13 protein-coding genes and 1 tRNA gene are annotated in these 13,422 nt (G+C 55.6%); 5 read left to right on the top strand and 9 right to left on the bottom strand.

Annotated features, from left to right (window positions below; genetic code table 11):
- Positions 1-165: 165 nt before the first annotated feature.
- Positions 166-933: an aquaporin Z gene (gene aqpZ / locus NC979_RS13875; protein WP_190514959.1), complete on the top strand. Its 768-nt coding sequence runs from the start codon at positions 166-168 to the stop codon at positions 931-933.
- Positions 934-1,046: 113 nt separating this feature from the next.
- On the opposite strand, the gene NC979_RS13870 is transcribed toward aqpZ, so the two are convergent.
- The gene (locus tag NC979_RS13870; protein ID WP_190514958.1) at positions 1,047-1,568 is read right to left on the bottom strand and encodes a zinc ribbon domain-containing protein; all 522 of its coding nucleotides are present in this window, start codon (positions 1,566-1,568) and stop codon (positions 1,047-1,049) included.
- 322 nt (positions 1,569-1,890) lie between these two features.
- Here NC979_RS13870 and NC979_RS13865 point away from each other — a divergent pair, with 322 nt between their 5' ends.
- Entirely contained in the window at positions 1,891-2,364 is a 474-nt protein-coding gene (locus NC979_RS13865; protein ID WP_190514957.1) for an NUDIX hydrolase, read from the top strand.
- Between the two features lie 24 nt (positions 2,365-2,388).
- Here NC979_RS13865 and NC979_RS13860 read toward each other — a convergent pair whose 3' ends face one another.
- Positions 2,389-2,775: a hypothetical protein gene (locus NC979_RS13860; protein WP_190514956.1), complete on the bottom strand. Its 387-nt coding sequence runs from the start codon at positions 2,773-2,775 to the stop codon at positions 2,389-2,391.
- Between the two features lie 178 nt (positions 2,776-2,953).
- Between NC979_RS13860 and hslO the strand changes: the two genes are divergently transcribed.
- Positions 2,954-3,865, top strand: a complete 912-nt coding sequence (gene hslO, locus NC979_RS13855) for an Hsp33 family molecular chaperone HslO (RefSeq protein ID WP_190514955.1) — start codon at positions 2,954-2,956, stop codon at positions 3,863-3,865.
- Between the two features lie 94 nt (positions 3,866-3,959).
- On the opposite strand, the gene NC979_RS13850 is transcribed toward hslO, so the two are convergent.
- The 5 genes from NC979_RS13850 to rsfS all read right to left on the bottom strand — a co-directional run bounded on the left by NC979_RS13850 (position 3,960) and on the right by rsfS (position 7,762).
- Positions 3,960-5,279, bottom strand: coding sequence for a four-carbon acid sugar kinase family protein (locus NC979_RS13850; protein ID WP_190514954.1), 1,320 nt, complete (start codon positions 5,277-5,279; stop codon positions 3,960-3,962).
- Positions 5,280-5,397: 118 nt separating this feature from the next.
- Positions 5,398-5,474: transfer RNA gene (locus NC979_RS13845), tRNA-Met, on the bottom strand.
- 220 nt (positions 5,475-5,694) lie between these two features.
- Positions 5,695-6,657, bottom strand: a complete 963-nt coding sequence (locus NC979_RS13840) for an asparaginase (protein ID WP_190514953.1) — start codon at positions 6,655-6,657, stop codon at positions 5,695-5,697.
- A 48-nt stretch (positions 6,658-6,705) separates the two neighbouring features.
- On the bottom strand, positions 6,706-7,194 hold the full coding sequence (locus tag NC979_RS13835) for a CGLD27 family protein (protein WP_190514952.1): 489 nt from the start codon (positions 7,192-7,194) through the stop codon (positions 6,706-6,708).
- 127 nt (positions 7,195-7,321) lie between these two features.
- Positions 7,322-7,762, bottom strand: a complete 441-nt coding sequence (rsfS, locus tag NC979_RS13830) for a ribosome silencing factor (RefSeq protein WP_190514951.1) — start codon at positions 7,760-7,762, stop codon at positions 7,322-7,324.
- A 322-nt stretch (positions 7,763-8,084) separates the two neighbouring features.
- Between rsfS and NC979_RS13825 the strand changes: the two genes are divergently transcribed.
- Positions 8,085-10,538 (top strand): coiled-coil domain-containing protein, encoded by a 2,454-nt coding sequence (locus tag NC979_RS13825; RefSeq protein WP_190514950.1) that lies wholly within the window; start codon positions 8,085-8,087, stop codon positions 10,536-10,538.
- Between the two features lie 63 nt (positions 10,539-10,601).
- Here NC979_RS13825 and queF read toward each other — a convergent pair whose 3' ends face one another.
- Complete coding sequence (gene queF, locus NC979_RS13820; protein WP_190514949.1) at positions 10,602-11,033, bottom strand: preQ(1) synthase; 432 nt, start codon at positions 11,031-11,033, stop codon at positions 10,602-10,604.
- Between the two features lie 387 nt (positions 11,034-11,420).
- Between queF and NC979_RS13815 the strand changes: the two genes are divergently transcribed.
- Positions 11,421-12,104, top strand: coding sequence for a hypothetical protein (locus NC979_RS13815; protein ID WP_206755235.1), 684 nt, complete (start codon positions 11,421-11,423; stop codon positions 12,102-12,104).
- A gap of 10 nt (positions 12,105-12,114) precedes the next feature.
- On the opposite strand, the gene NC979_RS13810 is transcribed toward NC979_RS13815, so the two are convergent.
- A complete protein-coding gene (locus NC979_RS13810; protein WP_347403886.1) occupies positions 12,115-13,374 on the bottom strand; it encodes a tRNA nucleotidyltransferase/poly(A) polymerase-related protein in 1,260 nt (419 codons plus the stop codon).
- Positions 13,375-13,422 lie beyond the last annotated feature (48 nt).

Raw genomic sequence — 13,422 nt, 5'->3', positions numbered from 1 at the left:
CGGGAATGGGCGTGGCAATTGCAAGAGGGGTTTGGTGCTCCTTGGCCTTATCAAACTTTTATAGTCTTGCGGTAGTCTTGCCGACAGAGATTGGATTGCCGATCGCGATCTGTATCGAACAATACCAATCGGCTTGGTAAACTTCACTGGTAGGAGTGGTAAGCAATGCCTCTCGTAAAGCGTTGTGTAGCTGAATTTTTTGGTACGTTTTGGTTGGTGCTGGGCGGTTGTGGCAGTGCCGTGCTGGCAGGTAAGTTTTTAGACAGCAGCGGTGCCTTTAACCTAGGCATCGGCTTTTTGGGCGTTTCACTGGCGTTTGGCCTGACAGTGCTGACTATGGCCTACGCAATTGGCCACATCTCAGGCTGTCATCTCAATCCGGCAGTGTCCTTTGGGCTGTGGGCCGGGGGACGGTTTCCCAGTAGCGAACTGCTGCCCTATATTGTGTCCCAGGTGTTGGGAGGCATTTTGGGGGCTGGCATCATCTACATTATTGCCACTGGGCAGCCGGGATTTGCCATTGACCCCTCTGTGGGCAATCCTTTGGCGACTAATGGTTTTGGGGCTCACTCGCCCGGTGGCTTTAGCCTATTGGCCTGCTTCGTGTGTGAAGTGGTAATGACCTTCTTTTTCTTGATGATCATCTTGGGGGCCACTGACCTTCGTGCTCCAGTAGGCCTAGCCCCAGTGGCGATTGGTCTGGCGCTGACGCTAATTCACCTAATTAGTATTCCGGTGACCAATACCTCTGTGAATCCCGCTCGCAGCACAGGTCCGGCTCTGTTTGTCGGTGGTCCGCTGTTTGCCCAGCTGTGGCTATTCTGGGTAGCACCTATTCTAGGGGCGCTGCTAGCAGGGTGGTTTTATGCCACGTTCTTTGCTGTCGATCGTGAGCGAGCCGCCCAAGTTGAAAATGCCAAGACAGTCGTCTAGCGCAAAACCCCAAACCACCGGGACAAGCTGGTGGTTTAGGGTCTAGACTCCATTATCAGGATTGTTGACGTAGATGGAGGAAGCATTCCCCCATTTTTTAATGGTGTAAAAGGCTAAGGCAGTTGATGGCCACAGCTGCCGCAAAACCGATCGCCCAAGGCGATCGCAGCCCCGCACTGAGTACAAAATTTCCGGGTGTTAACCGTCGACGTGTCCAACCCGAGGGTCATCTTGCCCATGCGCAGGGTCATAGGGTTGAGTGACATCTGCATGTCGCCCATCTGCATTGGAGCCATGGGTGGCATGGGCGGCATTGAGGTGATTGGAGAAGGACCAACCTCGGCTGCCTGCATGGGAGTGGCCTGGTCGGTAGCCCAATCCGTGGCAGATGCGACTTCAATCTGCATACCCCGGATTTGCCAGAAAAACGTGCCCTGGGCCGTAACACAGCGCAGGAGCGCCCCGTTGCCTGCCCTAACTATTTGGGGTATCTCCGTCCATGGGCCCGTATGCACCTGAGTGCTGGACTGCTGCTGTTGGCCAGCACCAGCGCTGGCTAGGGTAATGAGGGTGATGGAACCGGGGTTGTCAAGATATATCTTTTGGCCAGGGCTAAGATCGCAGTGATAAGGCATAGTTAACGTTGCTAATTCTGTTAAGAACCTAAAGCAGTTTTAATTCGTTGGACCTGGGCTATAAATATGCTAGGGCGAGCCACTGACCTCTAGCCGGTTTTCCAAAATGTTTTTGGTTCATTGACTCGGTTTAGAGCTGGTTTAAGGCTGCCCCAGGGCACTTTGGGAAAACTAATGACGGGCCAAAGTAAGTGTTTTTGGACTCGCCAGCTAAAATCGGATAGTCCAATGAGTTCCTTGTCTAAGGTTGTAACTGCTAATCATTTAAGGAAGACATGCCCAAGTCTGGCTAGGTGGGCTGAGGTGTGGCGCGATCGCTGCCATGGCTAAAAAAAGCGCAGGGCTACTCATGTATAGAACCCAGGATTCCCAGCTGGAGGTGCTGTTGGTGCACTCAGGTGGACCTTACTGGGCTAATCGCCGTTGGCAAGCCTGGACAATTCCCAAGGGCGAAATTGACCCTGGAGAAGACACCTTTGAAGCCGCCAAGCGCGAGTTTTTAGAAGAAACTGGGCAAGTTCCGACCGGCAGCTTTCGCCCTCTACAGCCGGTACGCCAGGCTGGGGGTAAGCTAGTCTTTGCTTGGGCCTTTGAGGGCAACTTCAACCCTGCAGATCTGCACAGCAATACCTTCATTCTAGAATGGCCACCCAACTCTGGCGTGCTACGGGAGTTTCCCGAGGTGGACCAAGCCGCCTGGTTTGAACTAGAAGAGGCCAAGAGACGCATCATTAAAGCCCAAGGCCAGTTTTTAGACGAACTAGTGCAAGTGCTGGGGCAGGTGCCTTTAGCGTGATTGCTTTTGGGTGCTTAGCAGGCGTCAAAGGTCAGACTGCTGCAAAAACTGCCGTAGCCGCGCCATCGCCAGACTTTGACCGAGATTCAAAGGCAGAGCCGACACACCCTCCAGTCGCGACTGCACCCACTGATCACCCCAGTACCATTCATGGAAGCCATCAATTCCGCCAGATAGCACCATGTAAAGGCTGTGGTCGTCTACCTGTTTGACGTCGTGGTGAATTTCGACTGGGCCAAGGTAACTGTTAAAGCTCAGCCCACTATGGATCTTGCCGGGCAATCCCTGGCTAAACTGCTGGGGCCAAAGCCATCGGCGAAACTGACTGGGCTGCACCAAGCTGGCCTGAATATGCTCGTGGTTGGCATTGACTTCGATGCGGAGGTGGCTGTGCTGAAATGTGCCTAGCATAGAGTGACGGTGGCCCGCAAACAACACCTCTCAGTATGCCAAAAGAAACCCGATGGGATGTGGGCACAGAGGCGGCAAACAAGCTCTCTCCTAGAGGTGGGTAAACTGCCCTAAACCCGCCCTCCCAAACCTCTTACAATAATTAATAAGCAATATTAAGTGAAGACTGGGGCAGCGCATGGTAGATCAACTGATTCGGGCTACCGCCGCCGATGGCGGTGTACGGGTGGTAGGCGTTATCACGACTAAACTCACTGAGGTGGCTCGGCAGCGCCACAACCTCTCCTACGTAGCGACCGCTGCCCTGGGTCGTACCCTTTCGGCGGGTCTGCTGTTGGCCTCCAGCATGAAACAACCCCAGGGCCGGGTAAACATTCGCGTGCGGGGAGATGGTCCCCTAGGCGGCGTTTTGGTAGATGCCGGTATGGATGGCACTGCCCGTGGCTATGTGGACAACCCTGCTGTGGAGCTGCCCCCCAATGCCCAGGGCAAACTCGATGTCGGCAGGGCTGTAGGCCGCAACGGCTACGTCTATGTAGTTCGCGATATGGGCTACGGCTACCCCTACTCCAGCACCGTTGGGCTAGTCTCAGGGGAAATTGGTGATGACCTCACCCACTACCTGGTGAGTTCTGAGCAAACCCCCTCGGCCCTGATACTAGGTGTATTTGTAGGCGCCAATGGGGTTGAGGCAGCCGGGGGCCTGCTGCTGCAAATTTTGCCCCGTGCTGCCGAAGATACCGAAATGGTGGCTCTAATTGAAAGTCGTCTGGCCGGATTGACCGGCTTTACCCCCCTGCTGCGAGCCAACAAGACGTTGCCTCAGATCTTTGATGAGCTGGTAGGCGATCTGGGCCTAGAAATTTTGCCTGAAACTCAAATGGTGCAGTTTTCCTGTCCCTGCTCGTTCGATCGCATGCTGAGGGCGCTCAAGATGCTGGGCGAAGATGAGCTGCAAGACATGATTGAAACAGATAACGGGGCTGAAGCCATCTGTCATTTTTGCAATGAGGTCTACCACACCAACAGCGATCAGCTAGCACAGCTAATCGTTGATCTACGGGAGGAGCGCCAGGAGGCGGGGCGTTGAGGGCTCAGGAGATGAGAAAGATGGAGAATTCTGTTATCAGATTGCCTTCCTATCGGGCTTAACTGCTCCTTACCGCAGTATCTCCTCTTCTCTCCTATTGGCCCACCAATCGTTGATAGGTCAGCGTCAGAGCCCTCTCGTCTCCCACATTGCCGGGGAAAAGCACCACTGGCAGATCAGGAAACTGGGGGTGATCAGCGGGGGTGCGCACGGCAGAGACTCCAGGTAGAATTTGGCCAAGTAGCCGGGCGGTACGCAACGCTAACCCAGTGCTGAGGGTGTCGTTGGAGGTGATGCCGCCCTTGCTGATGAGGAACCCAATATCGCTGGGTAATCCTTTAATTACATCCATTAGTAAGGAAGAGACTTCGACACCAAAGTCGAGCCGGGCCTGAACGGTGTCGAAGGCGAGTTCCTGGCGGCTAGTGTAGACCACGGGCACTTGGCCAACTTCGTGGGCCTTGTTTACCTGGTTAAGAATATCCTCTAGCACCGCTTTGTGATGACCAGGCTCCCCGTCTCGGAGCTGTGCCACGTCCACTTCGATACCGGTCACTCCGGGTTCCTGTAAGAGCTGCTCAAGCTGCTGGGTAGTTTTCTTCACATGAGAGCCGACAATGATGGCTCCGGGGCGGCCACCGCGCACGTAGGTACGCATGTGACTAGCATCGATGGGCTGGGGCAGTAGGGCGGCTAGGGCCGTGAGAATGCTGGCAGCGCTGCGAAACAGAAACTTTTTGCCCTGGGCAGCGGCCGCAAGCAAATCCTGGGCGAACTGGTTTAGGTCAGCTTGGGTTTCGCCATCCACAGCACAGCAGACGTTGTGCTCTAGGGTCATCAGCCGCTCTAGCGAACCCCCCCGAATATTCTCAAGGGTAAAGCGTTCTACAGATGCAGCCGGGATGCGCCCAGCGGTTTTTTCGGCGACGTAGTCGGGTAGATAGCTGGTGCTGTAGCCAAACACCGAATCTTTGGCGAACTCGGTCTCGTGCACGGGAGTGGGTACGCCATCCACCATCAAGTAATGGACACTGTCGCGGGTGATGCGGCCTCCTTCAAAAAAGGCGGGCACCAAGAAGTGGGCGTCGAAGGGGCCAAGTTCTTGGGCGATCGCATCGGTCTCCACCGGATAGTGGCCCCGTAGGGTTGAGTCGGAGCGACTGACAACAAGAAAATCCTGAATGCCTTCGAGGGCGATCGCCTGCTTGAGATGCTGGCAAACCTCGCGGGTCACCTGCTCAGCAGCGGCGGCAGTGAGCGCGCGGGTGTTGGTCAGCACAAAGAAAATTGGTGAGTCATCGCGCAGCCCCTGGCGCAGAGTGTCTACGTCCCACCGCATCAGCAGCAGGCAGCTATGCACCGTTTGAGAACCGGTAGGGTCGTCGTCTAAAACAATAATCTTGGGCTGAGCCATCGGTGCCGGCCTCGACGGGATGAACAAAAATCACTATCGCCCATTGAGGACGCGTTGGCCAAGGTGGCTCTAACAAAAATAGGGTTCCTAGCTATAGCTAGGAACCCTATTTTTGTTTTGGTGGCGGGGCATGGATTTGAACCATGGACCTTCGGGTTATGAGCCCGACGAGCTACCAGACTGCTCTACCCCGCGTCGGCTTATTCAATATAGCGCTAAATGTTCTCGGATAACAATCTAATTTTCTTTTTCAATCAAATTTCTTCAGAAATTGTTTGCGTGTCTGTTCTCTAAGGCGGCTGAGGCGGTTGAATAGCGGCACAGAGTCGTTTCCTGAGTGCAGTCGTCTGTCCTCACAGGTAAGCTGCCCTACTAGGTAATGTCCCCAGAGGCGAAAGGACATGACTGCGGCTAGCTAGTACATCATAGGCAGATCGCCGACAACATCAAGCCGCGTAAAATCGCCAACTTTCATATAGGTTTCGGCCAGGGTGTCGGCCACTGTGGGGGTGATCCAGCCGAGTTGCCGCAGGGTAAAGATTGCGGTAGCATACTTGGCTCGCTTCGCCCCGTCGATTACCTTGATCGACAGGCCTAGACCTTCACCCACCCGCCCAATGCACTGAATGCCTTCGGCCCCCGATTTGCTGACCAGAGCCCCATGGGTAAGATTCATCAGCGTGGTGTCGAAGCTGCCAGGGCCGCCCACCATGTCGGGGTGGCTAATCATGGCCCGGACAATGCGCTCCATGTCGAGGCTGTTGCCCGAGGAGAGCATGGCAAACAGGGAAGCCATCTGGCTCAGCTGCATGAAGTAGGTGGGAGCACCGCAGTCGTCATGGGCGCAGATAAACTCGTCAGAGGGCATGCCCAGCAGCTCTGAAATGCGGGTCAGGATCAGCTTTTGTACTGGGTGGCTGCGATCGAGATAGGTTGCTAGGGGCCAGTTGCGCTGCTGACAGACGGCTAGCATACCGGCGTGCTTGCCTGAGCAATTGTGCTCAAGGGGGCTTTTCTTACCGGCCGGAATTGGACAGCGCAGGGCCGTGGGGTCGAGATCAGCCTGCCAGAGAATGTGGAAGGCCTGACGCGCCTGCTCGATGGTCCCCTGGTGAGAGCCGCACATGATGGCTAGGTCGCGATCGCCAAGGCTGTAGCGCTCTAGCGCTCCGGCTGCAGTCACCGCTAGGGCCTGAAATGGTTTGAGGGCAGAGCGAATAAAGGTACCTAGCTCGCCATTGCCCGCCACCGATAAGGTGCGCCCTCGATCGTCGCATACTGCTACGTGGGCCAGGTGGGTAGCCTCTACAATGCCCTCCCGCAGCAGCTGAATTTCTAGCTCTTTGGTTTGGTGGCGATTAACCCGACTGCTGGTCATAGGGACGCTCTGAGGTGGTGTACAACGGTGATGTAGCGGCGATGACAACTATACCAGGGGCCAGGCAATTAGCCCCAGGGCGAGCAGCAGGGCCATGACTCCCAGCGTGCGGCGAATGCGCTGGAGGACGGGCTGTACCTCATAATCGACGATCAGGCGATCGCGGTTTGAGACCTCTTCGGGTTTGACCCAGAGCTGACCGTCGTACCAGCCCGACTCTTCGTAGGGTACGGTGGTCTGCCGCAGGCGTCCGCCCACGTGGGCCCACCCCACATAGAGCTGAAGGAGGGCCAGCACGGGCAGTACCATAGCCCCCAATGCTCCACTGAGGCCGAAGGAAAGGGGATGTTTTGCTGGAGCAAAGCTGGCGGCAGCCATAGGCCCAGCCACAACCCAGCCTACAAGCCAAAGAATCGCAACGGGTTTGAGGTAGCCTGTTAGATCTCGGCTGCCCCAGCCATAAAACCAGGACTCGCGCACGTCCTGATATTCGTTGATGGGCTGTTGCTCAGCCGGTACTGGACATCGTTGAGGCATGGCCACCGACAACACGCAAATCTAGCTATAGCCTAAACGAATTGCCTACCAATAGGAATCGCTGACCGGGAATTTGTGTCTCAACGAACAATGGCCGCAAGGGTGAAGCGGTAATCCCAGTTCAGTTTTAGAACTGGGCTGAGCTAAAGTGTTGGCCTGAGGGCTGGTAGAGAATTTGGTTAGCATGACCCCAAAACGCTTCTAGATCGTAGTAGTCTCGGGCTTCGGGCATGAAGATATGGGCAATGACTTCACCATAGTCCATGACGATCCAGCTGCCCTCACCCTGACCTTCAACCCGCAGGGGACGGCGGTTGTGGTCGCTTTCGAGAGTGGCCTCAATGGAGCGGGTAATGGCGCGCACTTGAACAGCCGAAAAGCCGGTGGCCACCACAAAATAATCAGCTAAGTACGACACATCTCCCACCTGGAGAATCGTGATGTTGCCTGCTTTACGCTCATCGGCGGCGGCCGCAATGGCGTAGGCCAGCTTGAGGGCGTCGTCCTCAGTTTGATTTGGCGCAGGGGTATCGGTAGCAGCAGGCGGGCGGTGGGAAGACTGGGTCATACGCAAAGACGTAATGGGACAATTACGGTGGCTGTGGTTCATATTTACTGCACCACCGACACACCGTAGCTTCATTCTAGAGGATGACTCTAGAGGGTCGCAGAGTGGCTCTCTCCACGGTCATAATCTGTTATGGAAAGTCCTAGCCCTGCACGAGGTGGGGCAAAGTCTGAGATCCCAAACGGGGCGCAGCGTATATCATTGATCGTCAATATTTAGCGGCTGAAAAGTGGCTGCAAAGGCGGGGTGGCGGCTGGTTTTCTGCCCCTCAGGCGTGGATACTCTACGGCTCGTCTTTGAACTCTACAGGGGAAGATACACCATGCCTCAACTTACGCAAGGGCTCATCGTTGCTGCTTTAATCGGCCTGCTGCTGGCGATCATCGTGGGGTATTACCTGCGCCAGAGTCAGGTAAATGAGTTGACCGAGGCCTTGCAGCAGAGCCAAAAGCGCCAAGAAGAGTTAGAAAAAGCCCACGAGCAGCGGCTACGCAACGCCACTCAGCAGCTGCAAAAAGATTACGAAGCTCAGCTTGCTGAGAAAATGGAGCAGTATCAGGATCAGTTTGAGGAGCGCCGTGGCCAGCTAGAGTCTGAGTACCGCACCCGCCAGAGCGTGATGGGCGGTGCCTCCGTCGATGCCGATAGCACCACTGAACAGCGCATTCGCAAACAGTACGAGACCCGCCTCAAAGAAGCGGCTACCAAGATTCAGCAAGCCTACGAACAGCACCTACAAGACAAGCTGGTGGAGGCGCGATCGCAGGCCCAGCAAGACTATGACCAGCGGCTGGCAGAGGCGATCGCCCACTACCAAGACCAAGAGCAGACTCGCCAGACCCAGGCCCCTGGCGCGCTCTCCCTGGGTGCCTTAGTGCCAGAGCCGACAGCTGTAGCCAGCGTGAGTACCCCTGACACCGCTGAGATCGAAGCTCGGCTTCAGGCTGAGTACGACCAGCGTCTAGCCGAATACGAAGATGACATAGCCCAACGCCTGGCCCAATTGGAGCAAGAGTACGAGGCTCGGCTTCAGATGGCCCAATCCGGTGACTCAGTGCCCGCTGATCTAGCCCCCTCCACCGCAGAGCTAGAACTCAATTTGCGCCGAGAGCTAGAGGACAGTCTCAGAGTCGAGTACGAGCAAAAGCTAGCTGAGAAGATCGAGCACTACCAGGATGAGCTGACCCAGCGCACCCTGGAGCTTGAGCAGGCCTACGAAGCCCGTCTGCAACTACAAGTCGCACCTTTTCCGGAGCCGACTGCCCCCATGGCTGCTGAGCCAGCGGTTGATTTGGACATGGCCATGCTCGAAGAGGCTATGCCGCCAGAAATTGCGATCGCCGACGAAGCTGCTCTGATAGCGGACAGCGAGATCAGCCTAGATATGAACGAGTTTTCCTCAGCAGTGCCCTCACCGGCAGTAGATGAAGAAGACCCAGCTCTGGCTGTAATGCTGGAAAGTGAGACAGCTAGTGATCAAGTTGATGATTGGGGCCTAGGCACTGACATTGACAGCGATGAGCTCAACGTAAATGCATTCAATACATCAGAGCCAGACACCATCTCTGATCTATCTGAGCTGAATTTTGATGACGCTGCCGAATTTTCCCCCGAGCCGCCCTCGCCAGGGTCAGCAGTGGGCGACTTTAGCCTAGCCAGCCTCGAAGAGAGCGAAGCAGACAACAGCCAAATCGACGATTTTGGCCTAGAGCCTGAGGTTGACGCTGACAGTCTCGATTTCAATGCCCTACTCAACGACCCCGCTTCAGAGCCCAGTTCCGAGTTTGTTGTGGACGAGTTGGGTCCCGAGGCAGCACCGACACTAGACGCCAACGACTTTGGCCTAGCTGGTCTGCTTGAAGATGAAACATACAGTGGTCAAGCCGATGCTCTGGGTCCAGACACCGACTTTAGCGCTGACAGTCTCGATCTCAATGAACCTGTCTCAGAGCCTAGTTCCGAATTTGCTGTAGATGAGCTTGCAACTGAGGCAGCACCGTCATCGGATCAAAGCGATTTTGGCTTGGCTAACCTGCTCGAAGATGAAACATACGGTGGTCAGGCCGATGCTCTGGATCTAGACAACGACTTTAACGCCGACAGTCTCGATCTCAATACCCTGCTCAATGAACCTGTCTCAGAACCCAGTTCCGAGTTTGCTGTAGATGAGCTTACGACTGAGGCAGCACCGTCATCGGATCAAAGCGATTTTGGCTTGGCTAGCCTGCTCGAAGATGAAACATACGGTGGTCAAACCGATGATCTGGGTCTAGACACCGACTTTAACGCCGACAGTCTCGATCTAAATGCCCTACTCAATGAACCTGTCTTAGAACCCAGTTCCGAGTTTGTTGGAGACGAGCTTACGACTGAGGCAGCACCAACATCAGACGAAAGTAACTTTGGCTTAGCTGGTCTGCTCGAAAACGAAACCGATAGCGGTCAAATCGATGAACTTAGTCTAGACGACAACTTTAGCGCTGACAGTCTCGATCTCAACGCCCTACTCAACGAACCTGTTTCAGAACCCAGCCCGGAGTTTGCTTTAGATGAGTTTGCTCCTGAGACGGCCTCGTCTGGGTTAGGTGAGGAGGAATTTGGCTTGGCTGCTCTATTAGAAGGTGAAGCAGACAGCGGTCAAGTCGATGAATTTAGCCTGGACGACGACTTTAACGCCAACGATCTCGATCTTGACGCCCTGCTCAACACGCCTGCACCAAAATCCAACTCTGACGACTTGCTTGACGATCTCGACGACCTAAGCAATCTGAGCTAATTGTCGCCCTATACCCCCAGAACGCTTCGGCCTTCAAAATCCTAGCTTCTGCCCGATCAAGCTTTAGAGCATATTGGGGGTATAAGGCCCAAATTCCTCACAGCTGCCCTTTTTGACCGTAATCACTGTCTTTACGCCGCCGCGACGGGTGTAGTCGCCAATCACCCGCAACCCTTGGGGCTGTAGCTCATTCCACAGGCGATCGGCGATCTGGTTGGCTGCGTTTTCGTGGCTGATGCGCTGATCGCGAAAGCTGTTGATATAGAGCTTAAACGCCTTTAGCTCCACCACCCAAGGCCCTGGGCAATAGTCCACCACAATGGTGCCAAAGTCTGGGTAGCCCGATCGTGGGCACAGCGCCGTAAATTCTGGGTGCTCTAGGTGAATGACATAAACATTCTCCGAGGGGTTGGGCCATTTCTCCAGCGGGTCTACGTTGGCTTGAAGAATGGCGCGATCGCCGTATTGAGGGGTCGAAGTTGAAGCAATAGTCATGGGTGGCAAGAAATGGGTAGACGGGGTTAGTTCAGGCTGATCAAAGAACGGTTGAAACCAGCTTTACCAATGCTCAGCATTCCCAAAAAAATGCGGTTGCGGCTTAGACTGCCTTCTTGGGTAATGTAGCCTTTTTTAATGTTTCTTAACTAAAGCGACGGCAGACGATCACCCTTAGATGGTTTGACTGCGGCAGAAGTTCCCGACCGGAGCCTTAATCAAAGATATTCCAATCGCTTAATCAAAACTTCATACTTCTTTCTTAACACCTTTGGCTGTGCCCCAAACCCTGTGATAAGTTCACCAAGCGTTGGGAGTAGTTTTTGTAGCACATTTGTAGTGCTGACCTCCCATCGCATTGGAAGACGCTTTTTCAGGAGAGACATGATGACGATTTACCGTAAGCTTGCCCTCGCTGCCGGTAGCCTCACCCTCGCTGGCCTGGCAATAGGCCTGCCTGTCCAGGCCGAAGACCCCAAGGCCGAAACGTTAACTGAAGACACTGAAGCCGTTGCCCCTGAGACCGAAGCCGCTACCCCCACGGTTGACGTTGAAGCAATCGAAGCTGAACTCGATGCCGAGCGCGAAGCTGGGATCGAAGCCGCCACCCCTGATGCTGCTCCCGTAGTTGATGTCGAGGCGATCGAAGCTGAACTCGATGCCGAGCGTGAGGCTGGGATCGAAGCCGCCACCCCTGACATTCTGACCGAAGAATCTGACGCTGAAGCGGCGACTGAAGAAACCACCGCTGAAGAAGTTGACTCCGAAGCAGCGACCGAAGAAACTGCCGTTGAAGAAGCCGACTCTGAAGCGGTAACCGAAGAGCCTAGCGCCGAAGATATTGCCCCTGAAGCGGCCGCCGAAGAGACCACTGGCACCGTTGACGCCGAGGCAGAAGCTCCTGCTGACGCCGAAGCCACCAGCGAAGAGGTTGACGCCGAAGCTGCTGTTGAAAAGGCCGATCCCGAAGTAACCGTTGAAGAGACCCCCGACGCAGTTGACGCCTCTGAAGCCGAAACCAGCGTTGAAGAAGCGGCTGAGCCTGCCTCTGACGCTACCTCAGGTAGCTAAACGCCTGGGGCTAGAGCTGCCGCTTGACCCACTCTAGGGCCTCTTCGCGGCTGCTCACTAGCCCCTCAGCCTGGGCAAGATGAACCGCCTCTAGCAGTTCACCAATTTTAGGACCTGGTTTGAGGGCAAGTCCTTGCACCAGGTCTTTGCCTGTAACTAGAGGTTGGGGATGAGCAACGGGGTCGTTGGGAGTGAGGTATCGCTCCACCAGCGGCAAAATCAAGGCCTCGGGCATGCCGTAAGCCAGACTCAGCAGGGCAACGCCGCCAAAGCCCGCCCCGGCAGTTTTGAATAACTGATATTGCTGGCCAGGAAGTAGGAGGGTATCGCTCTGGTGCTGATGTAGGTACTGCCAGCCCCTAAGAATGCTTAGCACCGCCTGCTGCTCGGCGCGGCTGTATTTGAGTTTTGCCAGGGTCGTCTCGGCACTGGTCAGGTCAGGGGGCAGCAGCTGACTGAGCTTGACCGCCTTTAGCCAGCTGCGGTGCAGGCCGGGGGTGGTCTGTTCCTTGACCCAGCTGTGCAGCAGGTACGAAAAATCGGGCCAGCGCTCGTGGTACTGGGCAGCCAGTTGATCGATGGTGGCCAGGCGGTCCAGATGGAGGCGATCGACCTCGGGCAGCCAGGCTTGCAGTAGGCCGTCCTGCCAGGCCAGACCCAGCAGGACAGACCCCTCGGGTTGACTGAGCAGGCAGTCTAGCTCGCCGCGCACTCGCTCAGCCGCCATGCGCCCCAGTGCCGGGGCCAGCCCGCGAATGGTTTGCTGAGTTGTGGGATCGAGGCTAAAGCCTAGCTGAGCGGCCTGGCGGTAGGCCCGTAGCAGCCGCAGGGGATCGTCTTTAAGGTTTTCAGCAGCGACCATGCAGAGGGTTTTGCGGGCCAGATCGGCGCAGCCATCTAGGGGGTCAAGCAGGGTTTCGCTATGGGGACTGTAGGCGATCGCATTGATCGTAAAGTCGCGCCGATGCAGGTCGGAGTAAATCGTTGGCCCCACCTGTTGGGCAAAGTCAACCGTGGCATGGGGAAACACCACCCGCGCAATCTGGTGCTCAGTGTCGAGCACCACAAAACCGGCGCTGTAGTGCTGGGCAATGGACTTCGCGGTGGCGATCGCCCGCTCAGGCAGCACAAAGTCGAGGTCTAAATAGTCGGCCTGGCGATGCAGCAGGGCATCTCTGACACTTCCCCCCACCAGGTAGGCTTGCTGTGGCAGTAGCGACACGCTGAAAGGCCAGGTTTTTGGCGAAAGCGCCGATTTTTCAGAAGCCACTGCGAGGGAGAAGGGTGATAGCGTTGGATTCAATGAACCCTCATTTCT

It is taken from the genome of Leptolyngbya subtilissima AS-A7 (genome assembly GCF_039962255.1).
Taxonomy (GTDB): Bacteria; Cyanobacteriota; Cyanobacteriia; order Phormidesmidales; family Phormidesmidaceae; genus Nodosilinea.
Note: the sequence above shows the minus strand (reverse complement) of the source record. Positions and strands in the feature narration are given on the sequence as shown.